The organism is Staphylococcus sp. LKG3-1, from assembly GCF_048568385.1.
GTDB classification, from domain to species: Bacteria; Bacillota; Bacilli; order Staphylococcales; family Staphylococcaceae; genus Staphylococcus; species Staphylococcus saprophyticus.
The window spans coordinates 2,315,793-2,341,272 of sequence record NZ_CP183796.1 but is presented as its reverse complement, the minus strand read 5'-3'; the positions used below and the strand labels follow the sequence as shown (position 1 = coordinate 2,341,272).

Sequence of the window (25,480 nt, the reverse complement as noted above, 5' to 3'; positions counted from 1 at the left end):
TTATGGGTTATGAGAGCGTTGCACTTTTCACGTAACCATTACTTACATAAAATACAATATGACCTTTGCCTACATCATATCCGTATAAGCCATCGCCACTTGCTTTTTTCTCACCATTCATGGGTTCTTGATATTCATAATTTTGACCATATTGCACACGTATATCTTTAAAACTTACTGCTTTATTTTGTATATCAAAAGTTACACTATTCGCTTTATTTCCATTAATTTGTTGGAATGTTTGATCATATATTGTTTTAGTCGCTGTATCAGAAGTATATTGACTATTCACTTTAATACCATTAAATTCAACATTACCTGCTTTTAAACCATTATAAAATGATTGATCTAGTACAAAATCCCCACCTTTTGAAGTATAACCACTATACTCATACCAAGGTTGCGTCGTTGCTGCTTGTGCTTCGGTTTGTGATACACCTTCATTAGAAACGCTTATGCCTAATGCAGTCCCAAATACAATGCTACCAGCTACAAAAGTCTTTGCTATCTTATTCATTTGGTATCACTCCATTTAAAGATTTTTTGAATCAGATTACGATTCGATTACAATGTTACAGAAATATTACTAAAAGTGCAAATTTAAACTAAATATACGATTTATTATTTTGATTATTAGATAACCTAACTTTTGTAATTGTCTAACAAATCATCAGAAAACGCTTTACATCAGCCTTTCTGATGTTATACGACGTTAGACTGATAAAAAGTTGATACTGTAGACTCATGTATTTCGCATGAATTTCTATTATTATATGTAGTGTAGAGAGATGAAGGAGGGAAACTCAACATGATTATCTACAAACAGGCTTTTGAAAATGGTAACCCAATATATGAAATTATCACCAAGACTTTCAAAACGATTTCTGTTAAGTTCGATGAAAGCTTCAACACGAATGAATTATATAAGTTACTCTCTCTACTAGAAAATGATGTTGATAACATGAAATTAAGTTATTAAGTTATTTTCGACTCATCGAAGACAACACAGAAGATGCAATAAATTGAAATTAGAAGAAACGATATACAATTAACTCCCCTTATTAAGAAATATGAAATTAAAAAAAGTATGTCTAAGTTGTCCCCTTAAACATACTTTGAATAACACATCCCTATAAACACACACCCTAAGTGGTACACAGTTAGACAAAGATTGTCCCCTTTGTTTGCTTGGAGAGCAACCTCGAAGCAGTTCTAACTGATGTACCACTCTTTTTATACATACAGTAGCTTAAACTCTTCACAAACCATCATTGAAGTTTCATTAAAATCGATTTCTAATGATTCATAATACGGTTTAAAGAATGCTGTGTGCGCTTCACGCCAATATGTTAACGATTTATCTCCTTCACCTTCCAAGAAAGCATGATGTTCTGTCACCTCATTGAACGGCGTTTGGTATACACGTGTCGTCTCAATCACACATTGTGGATGACCTTTCTCATTTAATACAACACTGACATCTCCTACTTCCGGTAACGGTTCACCTTCTACTTTGTATGTCTCATAACCACTGGTTGTTGCTGTTTTTTCACCTTGTTTTACTAAATTAGCTAATTCATCTTCATCAACACCAAAAGACCATGCTTCAAATTGTACACCTTTGTATTTTGGAAATGCTTCAATAAATTTGCGCCAATACTGCTCTACTGTCAAAGCCATATAAAATCCCCCATATTTATAAATAGTTCGTTACTATTTAAAAATAACACAAAACGAAAAAATCTTCGCGCAGACATTTTGAATGCACAAAGATTTTTGTATTATTATATTAAATTAGAAAGATTAACCTTCTAATAATTCTGCTTTATCTACTGTCAATCTATCTCGTAATAAGTAAACAATGAGCATCGCAGCCAAAGCACAAATTGTTTCTGCAATTAATAATGACCATACGATGCCAGTTAAACCGAATAATCCATTCAATACAAATAGAACTGGGATAATGACTACACCTTGTAAAATAGCCATGATTGTTGCACCACGTCCTTGACCACTCCCTTGCAACATACCAGTAAATAAGAAACCAATGCCATTTAATAATAATGAGGTCATTGTTACTTTCAACATAAATGTCGCCATTCCTACAATAGCCGCATCATTAGAGAAAATACCTATCAATTGATGACCTGTCGTAAACACAATGACCATGCACACTGCAAAAATCACAACGATTGTCATAATTACGACTTTAATAATATTTTTCATACGTGCTTTATCAGACATAAAATTGTAAGCAATTAATGGCACTACACCTTCACATAGCCCCATAATAATCAATTCAGGAAACTGTACTAATCTAAATGAAATACCATAACCCGCAATGGCAAAGTTACCATAGCCAGCTAAAAATAAATTTAAAACTAATCCTGTAACACCCATTAAAATACTCATTAGAAATGCTGGAAAGCCTACTTTAAAAATTTCTACTAATATTTCTTTCGTCGGTCTTACATAGTTCAAACTCATTGTAATTATGTCACTTTTCCTCAAAAAATAAATGATAAAAAATAGCGACGCAACAACGTTTGAAATAGCTGTACCTAAAGCAACACCTACTACATTTAAATCAAAACCAAATATTAAAATAGGATCTAAAATGATATTCAAAACCACACTAGCCAACATACCAATCATTGAGATAATTGGTGCACCAATGGATCGAGCGAATTGTTCTAAGATAAAGAACAATATGACAAATGGTGCGCTTAGGAACATTACTTTTAAATATGCACTTGTAAAACCAAGTGTTTCACCACGTGCACCTAATAAATGAGCAATTTGTTCAGTAGCGAAAATAGTCATTAAAATAACAATAACTCCTAATATAAGGCCGCCATAAATAGAAAAACTACTCACAAATTTCGTTTTCACATAATCTTTCGCACCTAATAACCGGGAAATATAAGTTCCTCCACCGATACCAAATAAATTACCTAAACCCATTAACACTGCAAATATAGGTAAAGTGAGTGAAATGGCTGATATCATGTGACTATCACCTAAAAATCCAATAAAATAAATGTTTAAAATACCATAAATTACACTTAATAAACTTCCTATCATCATAGGAATTGAAAAATGCATCATCGCTTTAAATACTGAAGATTTTTCAAAATAATATAACTGTTCGTCTTTCATTTCTATATTACTCCTTTTTATTTAGACACCTAATAATTAGATATCTAACTATATATTCAAAAATATGGTGGCTGTTAATTTTTCAATTTATAACAGCCACTTATAGTAACTAATCTTCTAAACTGCTAAGCATTTTAGATAGATTTTGTTTCATTGTTTCATTCTCTGCTTCTGATAACTGCGCACACATGAGTGCTTCAATCTCGTCAAATACACCTGTAAACCCTTCAACTAATTTCCTACCTGATGCAGTTAGACCTAAATTTTTTCGCCTAGTATCATCAGCGTCTACATAACGGTATATGAGCTTCTTACTTTCTAAGTTCTTAAGTAAATTACTTACTGTTGAACCTTTACGTTGTAAGGCATTCACAATGTCGTTCTGTGTAAGTCCATCCGCTTGGTGTGCATACAAGTAACCTAGCGCGTGACCTTGTTCGTTTGTAATATCATACATTTTCAAACGCTGATCTGCCTTGCGTTTCATCTCATGGCTTATCATTCTAAATAAATATCCATATGACTGTTCCAAACAAGCACCTCATTTAATTAGATATCTAACGATAATAATACACTGTTTTTTTCTAGTGTCAATTGTTATTTTGATATTTTTTTAATTTAAGAACAATACTATCATCACTTTGATTTAAAAATATTGACTCAAGCGGCATTTATACAAAAAAGCTGCCATAAAGTCGCTAAACTTGATGACAGCTTAAAATTCAATTTTTTAATTTAAAAATATTTATTTAATTAAACACGTTTGTCTTTTGCCCACCACATTGCTTTATCAGGATTATTGGCATAATACTCGTACTCTTCATCACTTTCAACATTAGGATAAGAACCTTTAAGTGATTTACCAGAGGTACTTACATGTAATAATGAGATAACGATAATACCAACAATACTTACTGCTGTTAGATAATATGCTGGAGATAATGGATCTCCTGTCTTCGCTACAAGTGATGATGCAATTAATGGCGTTGTACCACCAAATAGTGATACAGATACATTAAATGTTACTGCTAGTGTTCTATATCTTATATGTGTATAGAACATTGTAGGTAAAGAACCTGGCATCGTTGCTTCGTAAGTTGATAAGAAGAAACCTAAAACGAAGATACCAACGATTACAAAGATAATTGTTGTTGTTTGAATTAATGCAAAGGCACCAATACTCAATACAGCTGTACCGATAAGACCAATTAAGAATACTTTCTTCTCACCGATTCTATCTGCAACGCGTCCAAACATTAATGCTAATGGAATCATCACTGCCATGACTACAGTAATTAATACGGATACTGTTGTACTATCTAATTTCACAATTTCTTGTAAATATGATGGCATATATGAAGTTAACATATAGTTTGTACAGTTAAAGAACGCAACTGCCACAAAACAAACAATGATGTCTTTATAGTAGTATCTGACAATTGTTAAGAAACCAATATTATCTCTCTTCGGTTTCGATGCAAGTTCATTTTCATAAACAGGTGACTCTTCTAATTTTCTTCTTAAATAAAAACCAAATATACCTAAGAATAAACCTAAGATAAATGGAATTCTCCAACCCCATGTCGCCATTTGGTCATCACTTAAGAAGAAGAATAATAGTCCACTTAAAACAGACGCTGCAATATAACCGGATAATGTACCGATTTCTAAGCCACAACCTAATGTATTTCGTTTTCTATCTGGTGATGATTCTGCTACATAAACCATAGCACCTGCGTACTCTCCACCAGTTGAGAAACCTTGTAATACCCTACCTAGTAAGAGTAATATCGGTGCCCAAACGCCAATTTGATCGTATGTAGGTAATAATCCAATGAGTAACGTTGAGAACGCCATCATAATAATAGTTGTCGTTAATACGACTTTCCGACCATATTTATCTCCAATAATACCGAAGATAATACCACCAACGGGTCTAAGTAAAAATGCAATCGCAAATGTCGCAAATGTAAAAATAGTCTTGAGTTGATCATTTTCAACCGAACTGAAAAAATTTTGCCCTAGTATGACCGCTAAATAAGAATACAAACCAAAGTCAAACCATTCCATCGCGTTTCCGATACCTGTGGCAAACACAGTTTTTTTAGCTGCTTTAGGATCAACCTTATTTATATTACTTTTATCAAAATCCTTTTCATAATCCATGAATGTGTCCACTCCCTTAACATGTTATATAATTATACGTAGTTAATTAATATTGTCAAATTGAATTAAGTTTTACAAAGGATTTCTAAATCATATTTATACAAAAAATGTATATTGATGATTGCAAAAATTCATCATATGCATTTGATTTTTACAAATAAATAAAACTAAAATTAATGGATTATTTTTTTAAACTTTAATTATTTTAATTAGGGTTTCATCATGTTGATTTAAAATAACTACGATACTTTCGGAAATCATTTGGAATTGTATCAACTCATTTATACAAACAGTTTCAATGTATTTAACGCGATATGATGTCCACTGTAATCGTTGACTTTGAAGTGCCATTTGCACAATCATTTGTCCAGGTACAATATGTGCATGAATCGGATTTTGGTCATTGATTAATTTTAAATAGGTGTTTATTTCTTTAGCGTTTATACTTAACATTTTAAAATTTCTCCATAAACGTTTGTCTGATAGTTATACATTTAGATTTATTTTTATAAATTTGCAATTCCAAGACATATTTCATAAATTGGCGTACCTTTTTCTGCTCTATCACGCACATTTGTGCTAAATAGTGTATATTCACCTTTATATCGTGTATTTGAGTAACTTGGGTTTCTCTAAGTATGATTTCTTTTTTTTGAAACGGTTGAAATAACGTAAATTCGGGCCATAACTTGGCGCAATAAAGTGGTTGAACGACATCTTCTTCCGAAATATTAAAAAACGCATTATATTGCCGTACTGCTTCAGCATTAAATATGATTACTTTTGTCTCATAACCATCTTTCAAATAAGGCTGCATTGCCCATTCCTCCTCCAATACCCATTGTTGCAATAGTACGTTTATCATTTTTCATGTGAAATAAGCGAGTTACAAGTGCAGCCCCACTTGCACCATACGGATGACCAGTAGCAATAGCACCACCATATTTGTTCAACTTATGTGCTGGAATATCCAAACATCTTTGACTGGCTACTACTTGAGACGCGAATGCTTCATTTAATTCTATTGCGTTGATGTCTTCTATCGTCATCTTGTTTTTGCGAAGTAACTTAGAAACTGCAAGTACTGGACCCATACCCAGCAATGTCGGTTCTACACCTATTGTAATGCTATCTTTAAATATTAAGCCTTCCTTAAATTTATGTGCTAAAGCAGTTTTTTTATCCATAATCATAAGTAATACTGCCCCATCATTTTTCATACAACAATTTCCAGCAGTAACTGTCCCCTCTGACAATAAAGGTTTTAAGCGACTTAATGTACGTACGTTTAATCTTTCTTTGATGCTATCATCTCTATTAAATATTTCACCTTTAGCACTTAAATTTATAATTTCTTGTTGAATGATATTGTTTTCATAGGCTTCTATTGTTTTTTTATGACTATTTAAAGCATATTGATCTTGTTCTTCTCTTGTAATTCCATAGGTTTTAGCAACATTTTCTGCTGCTTCAATCATTGATGGGTCTTGTCCATCTGGTGCAAACGAAGCACGTTCAAAGAATTCCGGTAAATGTGTATCATAAACCGATTGTGGCCTTTTAATTTTCCATGGTGCTCTACTCGTACTTTCTACACCACCTGCAATATAAATATGACCTGCACCCGCTTGTATCATTCTACATGCATGAATGACCGCTTCTAATCCTGAACCACACTGTCTATCTATCGTTAAACCTGGTATATGTTCACTTAACCCTGCTTCAAGCAAAGCTTTTCTAGCAATATTTCCACCATTACCTACTACATTTCCAAGGATTACATCATCAATATGAGCCATCGCTTCTGAATAGGTTTCAGTTAAATGACGAAATAATGGTTTTAATAATGCTTCAGGTTCCAAATGTTTTAATGAACCGCCATATTTACCAAATGCCGTACGTTTCGCAGCCACAATAACAACTTCTGTCATAGTTTAAAGTGCTCCTTTCATATAACGCTGTTTCATAGTTTCACGTGCAATTTTCCCACTTTGGGTATGTTCCATTTTTTCTATTTTTAACAGTTTGGAAGGTATTTGATATCTCGCTAATCGCTTCGATAAAAATGCTCTTAGTTCGCTGTAAGTCACGTGTTCTGTGCCTGTATATAATAAAACAGCAATTTCTCCAAATTTTGTATGCGGTGTACTAATCACTAAAACCTCATGAAAACTTTCGAAATCTTGTACAGCACGTTCAACCTCTATTGGATAAACATTTCTCCCACCAATAATCATGCGGTCATGCTCACGACCGTGTAAATATAGATAGTTATGGGCATCCATAGATGCAAAATCACCTATGCCTATCCAACAATCACTTTGATGTGCATCATCAACATATCCACTAAAGACCATGTTACTCTTAACTTTTAATTTACCAATACCTTTGTCGTCAGGCTGCTCAAGATCAATTTTCACATTTGGAAATAGCTTACCCACCGAATGGCTAGGGGCTTCATTATCATAGTTATAACTTATAAAACTTGCTTCCGATGTTCCAAAGAATTCTATTAACGTTGCATAAGGAAAATGCGTAGCAACACGATTTCTCAAACTATAAGGTAATTTATCACCAGTAGAAAAAATATATTTAATTTGTTGTATTTCCAATTGTCCAGATACATAGGCATCTAACATTGTTGGAACTACAAACAAAGCACAATGATGGATTGTATGATCATTTTGCATCATGTCCGCTAATGTCTGAGCATCAAATTGCTGTTGTCCAATAAACGTTCGTCCTGTGTATAGCGCAAAGACACACACAAATAAAGATAATGAATGTGACAAGGGGCCAGGTGCAATCATAGTATCTATTTCAGTTTTCATTAATTTTTCTGTTTCTTCATAAGAATATATCCAAGATAATTCATTTCTATAATAAGCTTTAGGCAAACCTGTCGTTCCAGAAGTAAAGCCAATATGTAATACATCTTCGTGCCACTTGAGTTGTCCCTGTTCATTTTGCGTTTTTATCACTTCTAATTCACTATTTATTAAAAATGGGATGCCATAATGATCTATCAGTGTTTTAATCTGTTCTTCTGACCAACGATAGTCCAATATACAAGGAATACATTGATGATGAAGCATGGTTAAATATAATTCTATGGTGGTTAAAGGATCTTCAATTAGTAACCCCACATAACTATATTGTGGTATATGCTGAAACTGTTGTTTATACCATTTCATATTTTGTACTAACCCTGCATACGTTTGTTTATCTCGTCCAAAGTCTAAAGCATATTGATTGGGTTGTTTTTTCGCATAATCATCCATTTTCTTTAATAATTCCACTATGATTCCCCCACTATTTGTTAACCTTCACAACAAATATGTTAACATTAAAACTGCTAAATAGCATGAATCTTTCCTTGTGGTAAATATGAACTTATATTTTCCATTTTCACCTCAATTAAGCGTTCATTTGGGTAATGATAAGTCAATATTCGAATTACATTTCATTAATTATGGGGAGTCATCCCATTTTGGTAATCAACCTAAAATAACCACTCTAAACCGTTGCATTTGTGTCACTAACTTGCAAAACGATTAAATACAAAATAGTAATTAAAAATTGTTTAAACCTGAGCATAAAAAAGTCGACAAAGCATTTATAACTTTGTCGACTCTCGAAAATCTAAGCAACACTGCTTAAATGTTTAATCGCTACTCAATTATTCTAAATTAGCGTGATTTTGTTGCATTGTTTCTTCATCCACGTTCAGTTCAGACATTAAATCTAAAACAATACTATCTAATAATATCTGTGATGCCTGTTCAAAAAGACTACCTAAAGGTTGCGTTGATCCCTCAGCATCATATTTCGTGCCAGCTGGTAACTCAATCACTGCATTTGCAAGTTTACCAATCGCTGAATTAGGACTTGTCGTTAGTAATACAACTTCAGCTCCAACACTTTTAGCCTTTTCAGTTAAGATACGCAAGTGCTCTGTAGAACCAGAGCCAGAAATAACAACAAATAAATCATCTTTCGTAATCGATGGTGTTGTTGACTCTCCGACCACATGCGCATATTTGCCTAATTGATTTAAACGCATAGCAAAACTATTCGCTACAAATCCAGAGCGACCTTTACCCGCTACAAAGACTTGATTCGCTTTGACTACTTGTGCTAAAAAAGCTTCCGCCTCATTATCTCTGACATGCGATAGTGTATGGTCTAATTCATCTAAAATTAATCGATAATTTGTAATTTCAGTCATATTATCTGCCTTCAATCGCATCTTTACATGCTTTTGCAGCTGCTACTGGATCATCTGCATTAGCAATACCGCCACCTACGACAACTAAATCTGGTTCTTCTGCTACAACCTCTTTAATTGTATCTGGTTTGATACCACCAATAACAGCTACCTTAGAATTATTAATAACTGATTTAACTTGGCGTAAGCTTTCTAATGGTGATTCACCTTCAGCTTGTAAATCATAGCCAGTGTGTACAGCGATATAATCTGCACCTAATTCATCTAATTCTTTAGCACGTTTTTGTAAATCTTGTACTGCAATCATATCCACTAATAGCTCTTTGCCATTTTTATGCGCCTCTTCAATTGCACCTTTGATAGATGCATCTTCAGCAACACCTAAGATTGTTACTACATCAGCACCAAATTTAACTGCTTGGCTTACTTCATAATCTGCTGCGTCCATAATTTTTAAATCTGCTAAAACTTTTACGCCATCAATATTATCGTTTAGATATTGTACTGCTGGTAAACCTTCGTTAATCACAATAGGTGTACCAATTTCTACGATATCTACATAATCTTTTACTTTATTTGCAAGCTCTGCCGCTTCTTCTTTATTTAATAAATCAATTGCTAGTTGTAATTCCAAAATGATCATCCCTTCTTGAATTAAATTATCAAAGCCATAACATGGCTAAACTTACTGATTACTCATTAAAATCATTTACTTAAAATGTCTACCCGTTTCATAAAATTTAAAACGAATTTCTATAATCGAGGTGCCGCTTCGTCATCAACATATATTTCTACATTTGGATGTGCATGTAATATCGTAGCGGGCACATCGCTGTTCACTTCATTTTCTGCTAATTTTTCAATAGCAGCTCTTTTTTTCTCACCAAAAGCTAATAAAATAATTCTATGCGCTTTTAATATGGTAGATAATCCCATAGAAACTGCTTGTTTGGGCACATCTACTTCGTTATCGAAATAACGACTATTTGCACTAATTGTACTTTCTGTTAAATCAACGACATGCGTTGCGCTATTAATATCTGTGCCTGGTTCATTAAAACCAATATGACCATTTTCACCAATACCTAGAATTTGAATATCTACTGGACCTTTTTGATTAATCAATTGTTCATAGCGTTTCGTTTCATCGTTTAAATTGTCGGCATTCCCGTTTGGTATATGAAGTAATGATGGATTAAAATAAGGATATTGTTTAAATAGCATCTCATTCATATAAGTATGGTAACTTTGCTCATGCTGTGCATCGAGTCCGACGTATTCATCCAAATTAAACGTTTCAATTTCACTAACATCTAATTTGTTTTTTCTTAATAATTGCACCAAAAAACGATATACGTCTACCATCGTGCCACCTGTAGCTAGTCCTAATTTACTATGATTTTGTTGGCTCATTTGTTTATATAATTCACACGCCACATAAAATGAAGCATATCCGCTTGTACCAAGATTTGTTATTTTCATATACGTGCCCTCCCCGTAAATAAATACAAAACGACTCTAATCTATCCATATACTTACATATACTTACACTTACTTATTATACGTGATTATCTTATTTTTGACAGAAATCGAATTCCTACATCATACTTAACAAAAAATTATAAAATACTTACGATTTATTGAGCATAGAGATACATTTATGATGTACTTTTTAGTAGAATGGAAAGATAATCAAAAAATACAATCTTATCTATAAAATTTACTTTTCAGGTAGAAAATGTATAAAAGTCGGTTTACACTAAGATATGGACTGATTTATTAATGAATACGATACCGAAAAATGATTTCAATAAATGAATTTTGTAAAATTAGGTTCTGAAAGCAAGGAGGCAATGAATTTGGAAGAGATCGATTATGACAAAGTACAAACTTTACTTTCATCATATGAGCATAAACCTGTATACCTTCACGTTGAAACGACAAATGGTGCATATGCTGCCCACTTCGACCAACGCGTATTTAATGCCGGTACTTTTTTAAGAAATATTCAAGTTACTTATGAACATGCGCAACTCAAAGGTGGTAACAAAGACCCTTATCGTGTTGGACTCAAACTAAAAGATAATGGTTGGGTTTATGTACAAGGATTAACGCATTTCGAAGTCAATGAAAATGATGAATTTCTATTAGCTGGATTTAATTATGAAGGACAATTAGCCGCTGCCTTAGAAATCAGTACAACACCATTTAAAGCGTAAGGAGGGCATACCATGTCAGAGGAAAGCCAAGTATTAGTCATTTTTCCGCATCCAGATGATGAGTCATTCTCATCTGCAGGCACATTAGCACGATATATTGATCATGGCGTACCGGTTACGTATGCATGTTTAACATTAGGTCAAATGGGCCGTAATTTAGGTAATCCGCCTTTTGCAACACGCGAAACACTTCCGGATATTCGTGAAAAAGAATTAGAAAACGCAATGGAAGCCATAGGCATAACTGACTTGCGTAAAATGGGATTAAGAGATAAAACGGTGGAATTCGAACCCCATGATGAGATGGACGCAATGGTTCAATCGCTAATCGATGAATTACACCCATCTGTTATCATCTCATTCTACCCGCAATTTGCTGTGCACCCAGACCATGAAGCGACTGCAGAGGCTGTCGTTAGAACAGTTGGTCGCATGCCAGCATCTGAAAGACCACGTTTACAACTCGTAGCATTTAGTAATGATGCACCAGAAAAACTAGGTGCCCCTGATATACTAAATGAGATCAGTGATTATAAAGAGGTAAAACTTCGCGCATTTGAAGCCCATTCATCTCAGACAGGTCCTTTTTTAAAACAATTAGCCACACCTGAAGTATCTGGAGAAGCACAAAGTTTCTTAGAAGTAGAACCTTATTGGACTTATAACTTTGAATCTTAAGTGGAGGCAATAGCATGACAGAATTTGACTTATCTACACGTGAAGGTCGTTGGAAACATTTTGGATCCGTCGACCCAATAGAAGGTACGAAACCAACAATAAAAGAAGAAATGAAAGATTTACAAAGCACCCATAAAAACTTCTTATTTGAAATAGAAGAAGTCGGTATTAAGAATCTGGTTTATCCAGTACTTGTTGATCGTTTCCAGACTGCTGGTAATTTTAGCTTTTCAACTAGTTTAAACCTAGACGAAAAAGGAATTAACATGAGCCGTATTTTAGAAAGTGTTGAAAAACATTACCATAACGGTATTGAATTAGATTTTGATGCACTATACCAATTATTACGCAGCCTACAAGAACGTATGAATCAAAATGCTGCAGGATTAGACGTATCAGCAAAATGGTTTTTTGACCGTTTTAGCCCAATAACACAAATTAAAGCAGTTGGACATGCGGACGTCACTTATGGTTTAGCAATTGATAAACAAAATGTGACACGTAAAGAAATTACGATTGAAGCAGCGGTAACGACACTATGTCCTTGCTCTAAGGAAATCAGTGAATATTCTGCACACAATCAACGTGGTATTGTAACTGTGAAGGCATACATTAATAAAGACATTGAGCTGATTGATAATTACAAAGATGTGATTTTAGATGCCATGGAAGCCAATGCAAGCTCTATATTATACCCTATCTTGAAGAGACCGGATGAAAAGAGCGTAACGGAACGTGCATATGAAAATCCTAGATTTGTTGAAGACCTCATTCGCTTAATCGCAGCAGATTTAGTCGATTTTGATTGGCTCGATGGCTTCGATATTGAATGCCGTAATGAAGAATCTATTCATCAACACGATGCATTCGCAAAATTAAAATATAGAAAATAATCATTATGACTTAGCATATGTGTAACCCTCTTGATTCGGTTGCGCATATGCTTTTTTGTCATTTTTCATTTAATTTATTTTCATTCTAAATTCATCTCAATTTTTATCAAAGTAAAATTTTAATGTGTTATGCTAAAATTTACACCCTAAATTTTGCAATAATCTATTAATATTAAAACAATAGATATTAATAATTAAATTTCGCTGATGTTCTATAGACAATTTACATATTAAAATTATTATGGCAGTATTTCTATCTCAATTTAATCATACAAATTGTTGATAATAATAAAATGGATTATGACCAAACATGGCATCTCCTTTTCTAGGAAAACTAATCCATTTTCCTAAAATTACTTATGAAAGCAAATGCGTTATGACTCTATACATTCATTAGCGGGTTTAAAAGAAATGAGAGGTTAGATATGAATACAATTTTATATGAAAAAAACAGAAACATCATAAAAAAGGCAATCAAGAAAGATTTAGGTTTAACATTTTTAGAAATTATTATTTTAGAACAATTGAAATACTTAAATAAAGACAAAATTGATGCAGTAGAACTTAAAAGACATTTAAACATTGACAATACACCGATTTCGATTCAAATAAATAACCTGAGTAACTTCGGTTTATTTACAAAATCACGCCATGAACATGATGAACGACGTATCTATTTACATAGTATTGATTTTGACAAAATCACTAAAATTATACGACAGTATCATTCGATTGTTTCTAATATCTTAAAAATAAACAGTTAATCAAAAGCGCCTATAGATTACCTATATCTGATAGATAACCTATAAGCGCTTCTTTCTTGCTTATTGAACTGGCTTATTTTAAATGTTCATATGGACTGTTTTTTACAAATGAAATAATTTGATCTACAAATAAACGCGCACGTAATTGAAATTCTTCATTAGCTAAATAATATGTACCATCATCTAATTTTTTAAAATCCGTATCATGTGTAGCAATTTGTGTAGGTACTGCAATACCTAATAACGAACGTACAATTAAACGTAAGTGTGACAATGGTTCAGAACTGACAATACCACCACTATTACCTATTAATCCTACTGGTTTCATTTTAAAATCATCCATTGTTAAATGGTCTAAAGCATTTTTTAAAATACCTGAGTAAGAACCGTGATAATTAGGACTACCTAGTACGAAAAAATCAGCTTCTCTTGCTTTAGTTTTTAATGTTTGTAAATTATTTTTATAACTTTCACTTGGATTAGATGCTCCAGAAACATCAAGTTGGTGGATAGGTTGCTCCGCCAAATCAAAAATTTCAACATCAAAGTCATGTTCTTCAAAATGACCTTTCAAATATTGAGATAGTGCTGTTGTATGTGACCCCACTTTAGCACTACCAACTATAATTAAACCTTTCATTTATTACTTCACCTCATACTATTTTTTGTTATTTTCTTGAAGTAGTTTCATAATCGCTTTACCGACACCACTTTCTTCATTTGAATCCGTTGTGTACGTCGCGACTGCTTTTACTTCTGGTGCTGCATTTGCCATAGATACCGAATAACCTACTCGCTCTAACATAGAAATATCATTCATGTTATCTCCAATGGCCATTACGTTTTCCATATCAATATTTAATCGCTCAGCAATTGTTTCCAATGCAATGCCCTTTTGAGCATCTGAATGTGTGATTTCAATATTACCTCTAGATGAGGATGAGATGGCAAGACTTTCTGATTGTGCTAATTTTTCACTCACACGATCAATCTTTGCTAAATCACTATCAAATGCCAATATTTTCATCACAATTTCACCCGGTGTATCCTCAATTTTGTCGTAATTATCTACAACTTTTAATGTGCCATTATCAATACGCTTTTGAATACCTGCTTTAATCTTTTCAACATCCGCTTTTTGACCTGCACGTTCTGCAATATCGATATAGATTTCTAAATCTCGTTGAGGGTTTTCAGTATAAATACCTAAATTTGTATATACTTGATAATATATATCTTCTGACTTTAACTCATTTGTAATTCGATTAATCAATTCACGATTTAAATTGGATGTACTCATAATATTAAATGATTCATCTCTAACTTCGGCACCATTCAAGCAAATATAAGGTAGTTTTAAATCTGTTTGATTTACCGGTGAATTCGCCTCATAAAAAGCACGTCCTGTTGCTATAACAACTGTAATACCTTGGGATTGTGCATACTTTATAGCTTTTATATTTTCTTCCGATATTTCATGTGCAGCATTTAGTAACGTCCCATCCATATCTGTAGCAATTAAATTTATCATTTGTTTACCTCTTTCCCTTCTAAGATCGATAACACAAAATCAATTATATATGATTCTCATTTGCCATAATTTTGTAACATATTCATATTCTATCAAATGTTTACTTTTTTGTATTATCGGCTGTTCGAATGTTTTTTTTATTTTTTCTTATACTTTTAAAAAACGCAGTTAATAACTGACTACATGATTCTTCTAAAATACCAAATTCTACTGTTGCCCGATGATTAAATCTTGGTTCTTGCAACAGATTCATTAGACTACCGGCACACCCACCTTTGGGGTCCTTAGCTCCATATATCACAGAAGGAATACGACTCATCACTATACTCCCCGCACACATCACGCACGGTTCTAAAGTTACATAAAGAGTACAGCCTTCTAGTCTCCAACTTCCTAAAGCAGCTGCGGCGCGTTGAATCGCAATATGTTCAGCATGTGCAGTTGGATTTTGTTCAGATTCACGTAAATTATGCGCTCTAGCAATAATTTCATCATTTTTTACAATAATTGCACCGATAGGTACTTCACCTATATTGCCAGCTTTTTTTGCTTCTTCAATCGCAACTTCCATATAAAATTCATGATTTGTCATGTATCTCACACACCTCACATATGGTACAATATTTATTGTCTATTTTAACATTGGAGCGGTAAATATGAAAAAACAATTTATTGCTGTGGAAGGTCCGATTGGAGTCGGAAAATCTTCTTTAGCACATAAACTTAGTCAAACTTATAAATATTACGAAGAAAAAGAAATCATCACAGAAAACCCATTTTTATCGGATTTTTATGAAGATATTTCCAAATGGAGCTTTCAAACAGAAATGTTCTTTTTATGTAATCGATATAAACAATTTCAAGATCTCGCATTAATTGAAAACGGTATTGTCAGTGATTACCATATTTATAAAAATAAAATTTTTGCAAATAATACCCTAACTACAACGGAATACAATAAATTTTCAAGAATCTATGATATTTTAACCGAAGATTTAGAAATGCCTAATATGATTATCTTTTTAGACGCTGATTTGGCGACACTAAAATCACGTATTGCGCACCGTAATCGGAGCTTTGAACATCAAATTGCAGATGATTATTTATTAAATTTAAAACGTGATTACAATGACTATTACGAATCTTTAAAGAACGATGGTGAACGTGTCATACGTATTGATACGACACACCTTGATTTTATGAAGTATGAAAACGATTATAATTATATTTTAGAATTAGTGAAGCCACTGATTGGAGGACATGAGCATGAATAATTACGGTATCCCGCAAGATGCTGTCATTACTATCGCCGGAACTGTAGGCGTTGGTAAATCAACATTAACAAAAGCTTTAGCAGAGCGCTTTAATTTTAGAACTTCATTTGAAAACGTAGACCACAACCCTTATCTGGATAAGTTTTATAATGATTTTGAGCGTTGGAGTTTTCATTTACAAATTTATTTTTTAGCAGAACGTTTCAAAGAACAAAAACGAATGTTTGAATATGGTGGCGGTTTTATTCAAGACCGTTCTATTTATGAAGATGTCGATATTTTTGCGAAAATGCATCAAGAACAAGGTACGATGAGTCCTGAAGACTTTGAAACTTATTCTGAATTGTTTAACGCAATGGTCATGACACCTTACTTCCCTAAACCAGATGTATTAATTTATTTAGAGTGCGATTATGACGATGTCATCAATCGTATTAAACAACGTGGCCGTCAAATGGAAATTGAAACGGATACCGCATACTGGCAAAAATTATATCAACGTTATGAAGATTGGATTAGCGAGTTTAATGCTTGTCCAGTTGTTCGAGTCAATATTAATGAATATGATCTGCACGAAGATCCTGAAACACTCAACCCAGTTATTGACAAAATTCGCAACGTCATCGAAACATATCGTAAAGTCGATCAACGTTAAATTCAATATATTAAAAAAAAAGTCACTCCACTAAGTTTTGGTCGGAGTGACTTTTTATGTGTATAGCCGTAAATTACTCAATATGGCTACGGTAAATAATTTTTTCAATTTCATCGTCTGTCACATATTTACTGTAATAATGTTCATCCGTTTGTACTAAACCAAAGGTACTTGCCTTATCTTGGTCTTCGGTTCCGATATATAGTTGTCCTTCCGTATCTTGATACAAATCAAAAATTGCGCCACCGTATCGCGCTTCTTGATATAATGCGTAAAGCTCATCGATATCATCACGTGCTACTTGTTTAAAATATAATGTATGTTTAGAATGTTTTATTGTTTTAGCTTCAAACCCTAAATCTAACGCTCGTTCATCTTCAGTAACCAACACCACATCATTACTTATCATTTCCACAACTTTAAACGTCTCGCCATGATAATCTGCATACTTCCCATCAATCATTTTGATCACCTCAATATTTAAAATTAAATATTAAAAAAGTCATAATATACGTTAAGCATATTATGACATAATTTAGACACTGCGCCTATTTTTTTAATATATTTACGATATCATTTGCTGTTTCTACAGTATAATCCGCTTGGGTAAATTCCTCTGCTAATCCTACACCAGTTAACACCGCAACTTTTAATCCGAGCTGTGCATTAACACCGGTTTGCATATCATTTGCAGTGTCACCAACAATAGCGACGTCTTCAGGAGCAACATCATATTGATTAAATAATGGATTTAATACTTCTGGATTTGGTTTTTCGACTGCATTCGCTTCGGTTGAAATAACGACATCAAAAAAGTGATTAAATTGAGCAATCTCTAAAAATTGCTCGACACCTTTCTTCGAATCACTTGTAACAATGCCCATTTTATATCCTTGATTCTGTAATGTTTTTAACGTATCCTCGATACCTTCAACCAATACATTTTCAGGCACTCTATTATCTACTAAGGTTTGACTGCGTGCTTGTGCCCATTTCGTGACATCTTGACCAGCAATATCACAAAACGCTTGCACCATTTCATCCAGTGCACCTGAAGCCATGATTGTACCCGGCTGTATTTCACCGTCAACCACACCTAAATGTGCATATGCTACTGACTTATCATCAATATCTTGATCATACGCTTCCATAAAATCATCTACTAATTGTAGACCAATCTTCATCCAACTACGATCAAAATATATAATCGTGCCATCTTTATCAAATAAAATCCATTTCATGCTTGAACAGCTCCTATAATTTCGCTTAATTAAAATAATTCATGCTTTATATTTTAGTACAAAAATGTCACACGAAACAAATATTGTAACTGAATTTGATTTAATTGCATGTATCTGATACTTAACTTAATTTGCGTTCTATACGTATTATGTTATCATAATGACGACAAATATAAATTCTGCAAAACATTTAAATGTTACAAGGGGGGTTTTTAAAATAGGTTACTTTATAGTATTTGTAATTATTGCAGTATGTATTGGTATCTATTTTTCAAAAAGAGATAAGCCAATGTCACCATCCAGTTGGTTTAAAGGCATCGGTGTCATTGCATTTGCCATGGTCATTGTCAGTGGATTCTATCATGTAGATGACATTAAGCAAGGTGGAGAAAATGGCGAGCATAAAGCAAAAAATGAAGAAAAAATTTAAAAATAAAAAGTTAAAATCATTTCATACATATTAATAAAGGGGTAAGCGTATCATGATTTATGCAATTACTTTTATTATCGTTAGCATTCTAATCGGCGTTTATTTTTCAAAACGACAAAAACCGATGTCACCATCGAGTTGGTATAAAGGCATTGCCGTCATTATCTTATCCTTATTTGTTGTTAGCTTTTTTGATAGTTTTGATGCAGTAAAACAAGGTTTTAAAGAAGGCATCAACGAAGATGTCTTTAATGACATTTCAAAAGATTAACATCGTTCAGCGGCTGTCATTCAAATAAATATCATCATAAAAAAGGTTGGTAACGCGCATGCGTTACCAACCTTTTTAGGATTAATTTTAATATCTTGGTACTACGACTCTCCATCCTTGTGGATCATCAAGTTTACCACTTTGAATGCCTGTATAATGATCATATAAGTTTTGTGTGATTTCACCAGTTTCATTATTATTAATTACGATTTCTGTCTCACCGTATTTTAATTGGCCTACTGGAGAAATGACTGCTGCTGTACCTGTACCGAATACTTCTGTTAATTCGCCCTTATTGTGCGCTTCAATCAATTCATCGATAGATACTTTGCGTTCTTCCACTTCATAGCCTAAATTTTGAGCTAATTCAATCACCGTCTTACGTGTGATACCCGGTAAAATACTACCATTTAATTCTGGTGTTACCAATTTACCATTTTCAACGAAGAAGATATTCATACTTCCGACTTCTTCCACGTATTTTTGTTCAACACCATCTAACCAAAGTACTTGATCATAACCTTGAGCTGAAGCGTTAGATTGCGCTAATAAGCTTGCTGCATAGTTACCTGCAACTTTAGCATAACCTACACCGCCGCGTACGGCACGCACATATTGATCTTCGACATAAATTTTAGTTGGGTTGAGTGATGCACCACCATAATATGAACCCGATGGAGATAATATAATTAATAATTTATAAGAGTATGAAGGACGTACACCTAAAATACCTTCTGTCGCAAAAACATATGGACGAATATATAATGATTGTCCTTCACCTTCCGGTACCCAATCACGTTCAACATCTACAAGTTGTTTTAAACCTTCTAATACCACTTCTTCGTCTACTTGTGGCATATCCAAGCGTGCCAACGATTTATTAATACGCTTGAAGTTCTCTGATGGACGGAATAAATCAACTTCTCCATTATGTTTATAAGCTTTTAAGCCTTCAAATACAGATTGACCATAATGAATACCTTGTGCTGCTGGAGAAATTTCTATTGGACCATAAGGTACAATTTTTAAATCATGCCATCCTTGATCGATATCATAGTCGAAACTCAACATATAATCAGTGAAGTATTTCCCGAAACCTAATTCACTTGGATCCGGTTTTTCTTTAAGTGTTTCACGCTGTACAAATTTAATTTTTTCTGACATGATTGCTTCCTCCCAATGTTTATTCTTAAGTATTATATTAAATTATACCAATCCACTAGTCTGTGTTCAATAATTTTCAAAAAATTTCAAATAAACCAACAATATGTATCTTGGATAATCAAACCACTGTTCGTACATTAATTTATGGTTTAATTGCTCGCATTTTGTATTAAAATCGCTGTTATTTAAACAAAAAAGAAGCCGAACCTATAGTCGACATACACTTCGTTAATGTCATCACCTAAAATAGTGAAATGCTTAACAACCGTATATCGAACGAAGTTCTATCTTCAAAAAATAGATGATTTATTTTACTTCTGCTTTCTCTTTGCCTTCAATAGCATCTAGCATCACTTTAGTCATTGCACTTAAGTCATATTGAGGATTGAAGCCCCATTCTGCTCTCGCACAACTTACATCAATACTATTAGGCCAACTATCTGCGATGGATTGTCTAACTGGATCTACATCGTAGTCTAATTTAAAGTCTGGATAATATTCTTGAATCGCTTCTTTAACCATTTCTGGTTCAATACTCATCGCACTTAAATTATAAGCATTTCGATTAATTAATTTAACGCCGTCTGCTTCCATTAGTTGGATAATCGCATTAATGGCATCTTCCATAAACATCATATCCATAAATGTATCTTTCGCGATAAAGCTTGAGTATTGCCCTTCTCTAACTGCTTTAAAATAAATATCTACAGCATAATCTGTCGTACCGCCACCTGGTTCTTTAATATGTGAAATCAAACCTGGGAATCTAACGCTGCGTGTATCTACACCAAATTTTTCAAAGTAATATTGGCATAGTAATTCTCCAGCAACTTTATTCACACCATACATTGATGTAGGACGTTGAATCGTTACTTGGGGTGTATTAACTTTAGGTGTTGATGGACCAAAAGCACCAATAGAACTTGGTGTGAAGAATTGTAATTTATATTCACGTGCTACTTCTAATGCATTCATTAAACCACCCATATTTAAGTCCCACGCAAATAATGGATTTTTTTCAGCAGTTGCTGATAATAATGCAGCCATATGCATCATTGTGTCTGGTTTGAATGATTCGACTAATTCATCCATACGTGCTTTGTCTGTTACATCTAAAATTTCAAATGGACCATCTTTCAATGCAGAGCCTTCTTCAGGTTCTCTAATGTCAGTGGCTAAGACATTGTCATTTCCATATAATGTTCTACATTTTACAACTAACTCAGTTCCAATTTGTCCTAATGCACCAGTAATCATAATTTTTTTCATATTTCTATCTCCCTTGTATATTACAGAAACTGTAATGTATTTCCCTAGTGGACAATAACCTTATTTTCACCTATATTATATTATAAAAACGCTTTATTGTATATATCGAAAGAACATTTATTTTAAAAATATATAGTCCACACAATAATTGATTGCGATTTCAATATTATATTATTAAACCGGATTTGACACATAAACGATAGCCTGTTATAAGATAATTATTAAACATATATGGAGATGATGATATGTTGCACAAAAATGCTACATTATTAATACAAAGTGTTCGATTAACGTAGTCGATGCTTTGTAATTTAATTCCTTATCACAAGGCATCTAACTTATGCATGTAAGCTATATTTATGTGAGAGGAACTAATAAAAATGGAAAAACAACTTTACCCTTATCAATTTAACTATATAAAAGAACGCGTTGCACATTTAGTCAATGCTTATAATTCGGTCAACGATCCCAATACAATCGCTTCAATCAAAGATGTCACACGTGATGAAATACTTAGTACATTTAACTCAAGAGACACTACCATTCGTTCAAACGTTGAAAAGCTCATGAATGTACAACTTACCAAAGAACAAGCTCAAAAAATTTTAACGACCATACAAATGTATGTTAAGCCATTTGAACATCCGAGTAATAAACAAGTCACTAACCTTTTTAAAAAAGTTAAAAAGCTAAAAACACCACTTATCAGTGATGAAGTGCTACAAACAAGTACGTATATCGGTTGGAATGATATTGCTTCAAATAGAAAATTCATCATTTATTATGATAACTTTGGAAAATTAAACGGTGTATACGGAGACATTTCTAACCAAACTGTCAAAGGTTTCTGCTCTATTTGCAATAAAGAATCCCGTGTTGCTCTATTTATGCGAAAAACACGTACTGGCAATGATGGTCAATATACCAAAAAAGGTGACTACATTTGTTTTGATAGCACCTTATGTAATCACCAAATATCCGATTTATCGCACTTCCATCATTTTTTGAATAAGATTCAATAAACCAAAAACGGGCCCTATTATTAGGGCCTTTTTTTGATATAGACAACCCCACCTATTCATTTGTGGCAGATTTGTCTATTGTTATATTTATGTTATTACTTAAATTAACTATCAATACCTTTTAATTTATGGCGTATCATGTTTTTCATATCATAAAGGTAGTTTTTAGGGACGACTTCTGGAAAAAACGCTAACCGAAGATTACAGGCTAAGGCGGTGCCTGTGGAAAGCGTGCACAAAAAACTGCCGACAAAGTCAGTTTTTATTAGGCCTCCATACTCACTTTCTTAAATAATCAATAAACGTTCGAATCGTTTGTTCATTTGTTCTATCTGAATGGGTGATAGCAGTAAAATAAATATAATAGTCAAAAGGCGCGCCAATAGGTAACATTTCAATAAGACCATTTAAAAGAAACGGATCATCTTCAAGCATCAAACTAGAAACAATACTGACACCTAACCCTTCAGATACTGTTTTTATCAAAACGCTAGGATTATTTGTACGAAAAACAATTTTCAGCGGACCATTTTCATCTTCAAATTGCTTAAAATTATGATGATAAAAATTGCGGTCATATAATACAAATGGATATTGTTGAATAGCTTCCATTTCAACCGTATCTTGTAATGATAATTTAGATTTTTTAGGTACAATCAATCTGAAATTTGTAGATATATTAAGCGAATTAGAGACGATGGTCTGCCCGAATGTTTCACTTTCAGTCTTCCCAATCAAGCCAATATCCACCTCATTGTCCTTTACCATTTTCATAATTTTGTCTCTGTCACTTTCAATCACTTCAACCTCAATGTGTGGATAATCCTTTTTAAAGGTAGACAATGCTTTCGGTATGATTTTGTTAAATAATGTCGGTATCGTCGCAATTTTAAGTGAGCCTACAATATTTGAATGCATGACATCAACCTCTGATATTAAATGTGCTTTTGCTTCTAAAATATCAATGATTAAAGGGATTAATTTTTTACCTACCTCAGTTGGCAACGTGCCTTTTCGAGATCGATCAAACAGTTTATAGCCAAGTTCTGCTTCTAAATTTGCGATCGATTGACTCATTGCAGATTGACTAATATGCATCGCTTCCGAAGCATGAACGATGGATTCCGTTTCATAAATTTTTTTAACATAAGCTAATTGTTCAAAATTCATACCTTCACCCCTTTTTACATAAGTGTTTCTTATATAAATATTAAAAATACTAATTTTACATTAGCACACATTAATCATTATAATAAATAGTGCATGAAAAAATTAATTAAAGGACGGTCTTCTTATGTATGATAAACTCTGGTCTAAAGATTTTATCTCTATTACCTTTGTGAATTTTTTAATGTATTTAATTCATTATACATTAATTGTTACCGTAACTATATTTACCATTGATAAATTCCATGCATCCGAAAGTATGGGTGGCTTAGCTGCAGGTATCTTTATCATCGGTATGCTTTTCGGTCGTTTAGCATCCGGGCGCGTAATTGACAATCTACAACCTAAAAAAGTATTGCTCTTCGGCATTATCTTTTCAATTATTACTGTTGGCTTATATTTCCTTATTAGCAGTCTATTTTTATTAATGCTTGTCCGTCTCTTACATGGGATAGCGTTTGGTTTGGCTTCGACAGCAACTGGAACAATTTCATCAAGAATTATTCCTGAAAAACGTAAAGGCGAGGGCATCGGTTACTACGCCCTCAGTGTTACCACAGCATCAGCAATTGGTCCTTTTTGTGGCATTGTATTAAACCAACGATTCGGTTTCGAATCTATTTTCATTGTTAGTTTAGTTATCATCATCATTGCATTCATTGCTGCACTATTTATTAAAGGACTACCAAAACCACCTGTTGAGAACAACAATGAAAGAGAAAATAAAGGAATTCGTGCATATATTCAAAAAGAAGCACTACCTATTTCATTTGTCGTTATATTCGTCGGCATTGCTTATTCAAGTGTATTGTCTTTCTTAACTGTTTATACGGAACAAATATATTTAGCGACTGCATCTAGTTTCTTCTTTATTGTTTATGCAGTCAGTACCTTTGTTACACGTCCATTTACAGGAAAAATTTATGATGCCTATGGTGAAAATAAAGTCATGTACCCTGTCTTATGTAGCTTTGCAATTGGCTTAGTACTGTTAGCAATCACACACACAAGTCTATTGTTACTTATTTCAGCTATATTTGTAGGTATCGGTTATGGAACGATTGTCCCAAGTGCGCAAGCCATTGCCATTCAACAATCACCTGTTGATAAAATTGGTTTAGCAACCTCAACATTCTACATGTTTGCTGACTTTGGCGCTGGTATTGGTCCATTCGTATTAGGCATCATGGTGCCAATCATGGGATATCGTTATCTATATATCACGATGGCTATTGTAGTCATTGCATCCATTATCCTTTACTACTTTATGCATGGTAGAAAAGCGATACATTACACAAGCACCAGCAATTGATAAACTTATAATCATTAATACATCCAACAGAAATCAA

The 25,480-nt window shown here is 33.4% G+C and carries 31 protein-coding genes; 11 read left to right on the top strand and 20 right to left on the bottom strand.

The window, feature by feature from the left end:
• Positions 1–7: 7 nt before the first annotated feature.
• Positions 8–517, bottom strand: coding sequence for an immunodominant staphylococcal antigen IsaB family protein (gene isaB / locus ACM595_RS11575; RefSeq protein WP_002484079.1), 510 nt, complete (start codon positions 515–517; stop codon positions 8–10).
• A gap of 291 nt (positions 518–808) precedes the next feature.
• On the opposite strand from isaB, the gene vraX reads away from it, so the two are divergent.
• Positions 809–979, top strand: a complete 171-nt coding sequence (vraX, locus tag ACM595_RS11570; protein ID WP_002484080.1) for a C1q-binding complement inhibitor VraX — start codon at positions 809–811, stop codon at positions 977–979.
• Positions 980–1,233: 254 nt separating this feature from the next.
• On the opposite strand, the gene ACM595_RS11565 is transcribed toward vraX, so the two are convergent.
• The 11 genes from ACM595_RS11565 to nagB all read right to left on the bottom strand — a co-directional run bounded on the left by ACM595_RS11565 (position 1,234) and on the right by nagB (position 11,035).
• The gene (locus ACM595_RS11565) at positions 1,234–1,680 is read right to left on the bottom strand and encodes an ASCH domain-containing protein (RefSeq protein ID WP_002484081.1); all 447 of its coding nucleotides are present in this window, start codon (positions 1,678–1,680) and stop codon (positions 1,234–1,236) included.
• 123 nt (positions 1,681–1,803) lie between these two features.
• On the bottom strand, positions 1,804–3,159 hold the full coding sequence (locus ACM595_RS11560) for an MATE family efflux transporter (RefSeq protein WP_002484082.1): 1,356 nt from the start codon (positions 3,157–3,159) through the stop codon (positions 1,804–1,806).
• Positions 3,160–3,268: 109 nt separating this feature from the next.
• Positions 3,269–3,691: a MarR family winged helix-turn-helix transcriptional regulator gene (locus ACM595_RS11555; protein ID WP_041079775.1), complete on the bottom strand. Its 423-nt coding sequence runs from the start codon at positions 3,689–3,691 to the stop codon at positions 3,269–3,271.
• Between the two features lie 221 nt (positions 3,692–3,912).
• Complete coding sequence (locus ACM595_RS11550) at positions 3,913–5,325, bottom strand: MFS transporter (RefSeq protein WP_002484084.1); 1,413 nt, start codon at positions 5,323–5,325, stop codon at positions 3,913–3,915.
• A gap of 189 nt (positions 5,326–5,514) precedes the next feature.
• A complete protein-coding gene (locus ACM595_RS11545) occupies positions 5,515–5,778 on the bottom strand; it encodes a hypothetical protein (protein WP_002484085.1) in 264 nt (87 codons plus the stop codon).
• A 1-nt stretch (position 5,779) separates the two neighbouring features.
• On the bottom strand, positions 5,780–6,142 hold the full coding sequence (locus tag ACM595_RS11540; protein ID WP_037539051.1) for a hypothetical protein: 363 nt from the start codon (positions 6,140–6,142) through the stop codon (positions 5,780–5,782).
• Positions 6,114–7,256 carry a thiolase family protein gene (locus tag ACM595_RS11535; RefSeq protein ID WP_002484086.1) on the bottom strand — a complete coding sequence of 381 codons (1,143 nt, stop codon included), beginning with the start codon at positions 7,254–7,256 and terminating at the stop codon, positions 6,114–6,116. The genes ACM595_RS11540 and ACM595_RS11535 overlap by 29 nt, the downstream gene beginning before the upstream one ends.
• Positions 7,257–7,259: 3 nt before the next feature.
• Complete coding sequence (locus tag ACM595_RS11530) at positions 7,260–8,624, bottom strand: AMP-binding protein (RefSeq protein ID WP_081324751.1); 1,365 nt, start codon at positions 8,622–8,624, stop codon at positions 7,260–7,262.
• A gap of 380 nt (positions 8,625–9,004) precedes the next feature.
• Entirely contained in the window at positions 9,005–9,553 is a 549-nt protein-coding gene (gene hxlB / locus ACM595_RS11525; RefSeq protein ID WP_002484088.1) for a 6-phospho-3-hexuloisomerase, read from the bottom strand.
• Between the two features lies 1 nt (position 9,554).
• Positions 9,555–10,187, bottom strand: a complete 633-nt coding sequence (hxlA, locus tag ACM595_RS11520; protein WP_037539054.1) for a 3-hexulose-6-phosphate synthase — start codon at positions 10,185–10,187, stop codon at positions 9,555–9,557.
• A 119-nt stretch (positions 10,188–10,306) separates the two neighbouring features.
• Positions 10,307–11,035: a glucosamine-6-phosphate deaminase gene (gene nagB, locus ACM595_RS11515; RefSeq protein WP_115347527.1), complete on the bottom strand. Its 729-nt coding sequence runs from the start codon at positions 11,033–11,035 to the stop codon at positions 10,307–10,309.
• A gap of 371 nt (positions 11,036–11,406) precedes the next feature.
• Here nagB and ACM595_RS11510 point away from each other — a divergent pair, with 371 nt between their 5' ends.
• The 4 genes from ACM595_RS11510 to ACM595_RS11495 all read left to right on the top strand — a co-directional run bounded on the left by ACM595_RS11510 (position 11,407) and on the right by ACM595_RS11495 (position 14,107).
• The gene (locus ACM595_RS11510; protein ID WP_002484091.1) at positions 11,407–11,772 is read left to right on the top strand and encodes a YojF family protein; all 366 of its coding nucleotides are present in this window, start codon (positions 11,407–11,409) and stop codon (positions 11,770–11,772) included.
• Between the two features lie 12 nt (positions 11,773–11,784).
• Positions 11,785–12,450: a bacillithiol biosynthesis deacetylase BshB2 gene (gene bshB2, locus ACM595_RS11505; RefSeq protein WP_002484092.1), complete on the top strand. Its 666-nt coding sequence runs from the start codon at positions 11,785–11,787 to the stop codon at positions 12,448–12,450.
• Between the two features lie 14 nt (positions 12,451–12,464).
• Positions 12,465–13,343: a GTP cyclohydrolase FolE2 gene (gene folE2, locus ACM595_RS11500; protein ID WP_002484093.1), complete on the top strand. Its 879-nt coding sequence runs from the start codon at positions 12,465–12,467 to the stop codon at positions 13,341–13,343.
• Positions 13,344–13,768: 425 nt separating this feature from the next.
• Complete coding sequence (locus ACM595_RS11495) at positions 13,769–14,107, top strand: transcriptional regulator, SarA/Rot family (protein WP_037539060.1); 339 nt, start codon at positions 13,769–13,771, stop codon at positions 14,105–14,107.
• A 73-nt stretch (positions 14,108–14,180) separates the two neighbouring features.
• Here ACM595_RS11495 and ACM595_RS11490 read toward each other — a convergent pair whose 3' ends face one another.
• The 3 genes from ACM595_RS11490 to tadA all read right to left on the bottom strand — a co-directional run bounded on the left by ACM595_RS11490 (position 14,181) and on the right by tadA (position 16,230).
• Positions 14,181–14,747, bottom strand: a complete 567-nt coding sequence (locus tag ACM595_RS11490; RefSeq protein ID WP_041079781.1) for an NADPH-dependent FMN reductase — start codon at positions 14,745–14,747, stop codon at positions 14,181–14,183.
• An 18-nt stretch (positions 14,748–14,765) separates the two neighbouring features.
• Entirely contained in the window at positions 14,766–15,638 is an 873-nt protein-coding gene (locus tag ACM595_RS11485; protein WP_041079782.1) for an HAD family hydrolase, read from the bottom strand.
• 100 nt (positions 15,639–15,738) lie between these two features.
• Positions 15,739–16,230 (bottom strand): tRNA adenosine(34) deaminase TadA, encoded by a 492-nt coding sequence (tadA, locus tag ACM595_RS11480; protein ID WP_115343916.1) that lies wholly within the window; start codon positions 16,228–16,230, stop codon positions 15,739–15,741.
• A 64-nt stretch (positions 16,231–16,294) separates the two neighbouring features.
• On the opposite strand from tadA, the gene ACM595_RS11475 reads away from it, so the two are divergent.
• Positions 16,295–16,912, top strand: a complete 618-nt coding sequence (locus ACM595_RS11475) for a deoxynucleoside kinase (RefSeq protein ID WP_002484098.1) — start codon at positions 16,295–16,297, stop codon at positions 16,910–16,912.
• The gene (locus ACM595_RS11470) at positions 16,905–17,567 is read left to right on the top strand and encodes a deoxynucleoside kinase (RefSeq protein ID WP_002484099.1); all 663 of its coding nucleotides are present in this window, start codon (positions 16,905–16,907) and stop codon (positions 17,565–17,567) included. The genes ACM595_RS11475 and ACM595_RS11470 overlap by 8 nt, the downstream gene beginning before the upstream one ends.
• Before the next feature lie 73 nt (positions 17,568–17,640).
• On the opposite strand, the gene ACM595_RS11465 is transcribed toward ACM595_RS11470, so the two are convergent.
• Entirely contained in the window at positions 17,641–18,030 is a 390-nt protein-coding gene (locus ACM595_RS11465) for a hypothetical protein (protein WP_041079785.1), read from the bottom strand.
• A gap of 85 nt (positions 18,031–18,115) precedes the next feature.
• Entirely contained in the window at positions 18,116–18,808 is a 693-nt protein-coding gene (locus tag ACM595_RS11460; protein WP_419744312.1) for an HAD family hydrolase, read from the bottom strand.
• A gap of 160 nt (positions 18,809–18,968) precedes the next feature.
• Between ACM595_RS11460 and ACM595_RS11455 the strand changes: the two genes are divergently transcribed.
• Together ACM595_RS11455 and ACM595_RS11450 are read left to right on the top strand one after the other, a co-directional pair.
• Entirely contained in the window at positions 18,969–19,238 is a 270-nt protein-coding gene (locus ACM595_RS11455) for a hypothetical protein (RefSeq protein ID WP_228481216.1), read from the top strand.
• A 52-nt stretch (positions 19,239–19,290) separates the two neighbouring features.
• Positions 19,291–19,509, top strand: coding sequence for a hypothetical protein (locus ACM595_RS11450; RefSeq protein ID WP_037539066.1), 219 nt, complete (start codon positions 19,291–19,293; stop codon positions 19,507–19,509).
• Between the two features lie 87 nt (positions 19,510–19,596).
• On the opposite strand, the gene ACM595_RS11445 is transcribed toward ACM595_RS11450, so the two are convergent.
• Together ACM595_RS11445 and ACM595_RS11440 are read right to left on the bottom strand one after the other, a co-directional pair.
• Entirely contained in the window at positions 19,597–20,673 is a 1,077-nt protein-coding gene (locus ACM595_RS11445) for a branched-chain amino acid aminotransferase (protein ID WP_002484104.1), read from the bottom strand.
• A gap of 306 nt (positions 20,674–20,979) precedes the next feature.
• Entirely contained in the window at positions 20,980–21,942 is a 963-nt protein-coding gene (locus tag ACM595_RS11440; RefSeq protein ID WP_002484105.1) for an NAD-dependent epimerase/dehydratase family protein, read from the bottom strand.
• Positions 21,943–22,322: 380 nt separating this feature from the next.
• Here ACM595_RS11440 and ACM595_RS11435 point away from each other — a divergent pair, with 380 nt between their 5' ends.
• Positions 22,323–22,964, top strand: a complete 642-nt coding sequence (locus tag ACM595_RS11435; protein ID WP_041079788.1) for a FusD family fusidic acid resistance EF-G-binding protein — start codon at positions 22,323–22,325, stop codon at positions 22,962–22,964.
• Positions 22,965–23,243: 279 nt separating this feature from the next.
• On the opposite strand, the gene ACM595_RS11430 is transcribed toward ACM595_RS11435, so the two are convergent.
• Positions 23,244–24,134 (bottom strand): LysR family transcriptional regulator, encoded by an 891-nt coding sequence (locus ACM595_RS11430; RefSeq protein WP_419744311.1) that lies wholly within the window; start codon positions 24,132–24,134, stop codon positions 23,244–23,246.
• 124 nt (positions 24,135–24,258) lie between these two features.
• Between ACM595_RS11430 and ACM595_RS11425 the strand changes: the two genes are divergently transcribed.
• Complete coding sequence (locus ACM595_RS11425; protein ID WP_041079790.1) at positions 24,259–25,443, top strand: MFS transporter; 1,185 nt, start codon at positions 24,259–24,261, stop codon at positions 25,441–25,443.
• Positions 25,444–25,480 lie beyond the last annotated feature (37 nt).

Coding starts and splice junctions, on each gene's coding strand:
- ACM595_RS11485 (WP_041079782.1), bottom strand. CDS start 15,638: ATGATAAATTTAATTGCTACAGATATGGATGGGACGTTACTAAATGCT.
- ACM595_RS11460 (WP_419744312.1), bottom strand. CDS start 18,808: ATGAAATGGATTTTATTTGATAAAGATGGCACGATTATATATTTTGAT.
- folE2 (WP_002484093.1), top strand. CDS start 12,465: ATGACAGAATTTGACTTATCTACACGTGAAGGTCGTTGGAAACATTTT.
- bshB2 (WP_002484092.1), top strand. CDS start 11,785: ATGTCAGAGGAAAGCCAAGTATTAGTCATTTTTCCGCATCCAGATGAT.
- ACM595_RS11455 (WP_228481216.1), top strand. CDS start 18,969: ATGACGACAAATATAAATTCTGCAAAACATTTAAATGTTACAAGGGGG.
- ACM595_RS11535 (WP_002484086.1), bottom strand. CDS start 7,256: ATGACAGAAGTTGTTATTGTGGCTGCGAAACGTACGGCATTTGGTAAA.
- ACM595_RS11540 (WP_037539051.1), bottom strand. CDS start 6,142: ATGCAGCCTTATTTGAAAGATGGTTATGAGACAAAAGTAATCATATTT.
- ACM595_RS11550 (WP_002484084.1), bottom strand. CDS start 5,325: ATGGATTATGAAAAGGATTTTGATAAAAGTAATATAAATAAGGTTGAT.
- ACM595_RS11450 (WP_037539066.1), top strand. CDS start 19,291: ATGATTTATGCAATTACTTTTATTATCGTTAGCATTCTAATCGGCGTT.
- ACM595_RS11425 (WP_041079790.1), top strand. CDS start 24,259: ATGTATGATAAACTCTGGTCTAAAGATTTTATCTCTATTACCTTTGTG.
- ACM595_RS11435 (WP_041079788.1), top strand. CDS start 22,323: ATGGAAAAACAACTTTACCCTTATCAATTTAACTATATAAAAGAACGC.
- vraX (WP_002484080.1), top strand. CDS start 809: ATGATTATCTACAAACAGGCTTTTGAAAATGGTAACCCAATATATGAA.
- ACM595_RS11465 (WP_041079785.1), bottom strand. CDS start 18,030: ATGATTGATGGGAAGTATGCAGATTATCATGGCGAGACGTTTAAAGTT.
- ACM595_RS11510 (WP_002484091.1), top strand. CDS start 11,407: ATGAATTTGGAAGAGATCGATTATGACAAAGTACAAACTTTACTTTCA.
- ACM595_RS11445 (WP_002484104.1), bottom strand. CDS start 20,673: ATGTCAGAAAAAATTAAATTTGTACAGCGTGAAACACTTAAAGAAAAA.
- ACM595_RS11470 (WP_002484099.1), top strand. CDS start 16,905: ATGAATAATTACGGTATCCCGCAAGATGCTGTCATTACTATCGCCGGA.
- ACM595_RS11545 (WP_002484085.1), bottom strand. CDS start 5,778: ATGTTAAGTATAAACGCTAAAGAAATAAACACCTATTTAAAATTAATC.
- ACM595_RS11560 (WP_002484082.1), bottom strand. CDS start 3,159: ATGAAAGACGAACAGTTATATTATTTTGAAAAATCTTCAGTATTTAAA.
- isaB (WP_002484079.1), bottom strand. CDS start 517: ATGAATAAGATAGCAAAGACTTTTGTAGCTGGTAGCATTGTATTTGGG.
- ACM595_RS11430 (WP_419744311.1), bottom strand. CDS start 24,134: ATGAATTTTGAACAATTAGCTTATGTTAAAAAAATTTATGAAACGGAA.
- ACM595_RS11495 (WP_037539060.1), top strand. CDS start 13,769: ATGAATACAATTTTATATGAAAAAAACAGAAACATCATAAAAAAGGCA.
- ACM595_RS11440 (WP_002484105.1), bottom strand. CDS start 21,942: ATGAAAAAAATTATGATTACTGGTGCATTAGGACAAATTGGAACTGAG.
- ACM595_RS11475 (WP_002484098.1), top strand. CDS start 16,295: ATGAAAAAACAATTTATTGCTGTGGAAGGTCCGATTGGAGTCGGAAAA.
- nagB (WP_115347527.1), bottom strand. CDS start 11,035: ATGAAAATAACAAATCTTGGTACAAGCGGATATGCTTCATTTTATGTG.
- ACM595_RS11565 (WP_002484081.1), bottom strand. CDS start 1,680: ATGGCTTTGACAGTAGAGCAGTATTGGCGCAAATTTATTGAAGCATTT.
- hxlB (WP_002484088.1), bottom strand. CDS start 9,553: ATGACTGAAATTACAAATTATCGATTAATTTTAGATGAATTAGACCAT.
- ACM595_RS11490 (WP_041079781.1), bottom strand. CDS start 14,747: ATGAAAGGTTTAATTATAGTTGGTAGTGCTAAAGTGGGGTCACATACA.
- tadA (WP_115343916.1), bottom strand. CDS start 16,230: ATGACAAATCATGAATTTTATATGGAAGTTGCGATTGAAGAAGCAAAA.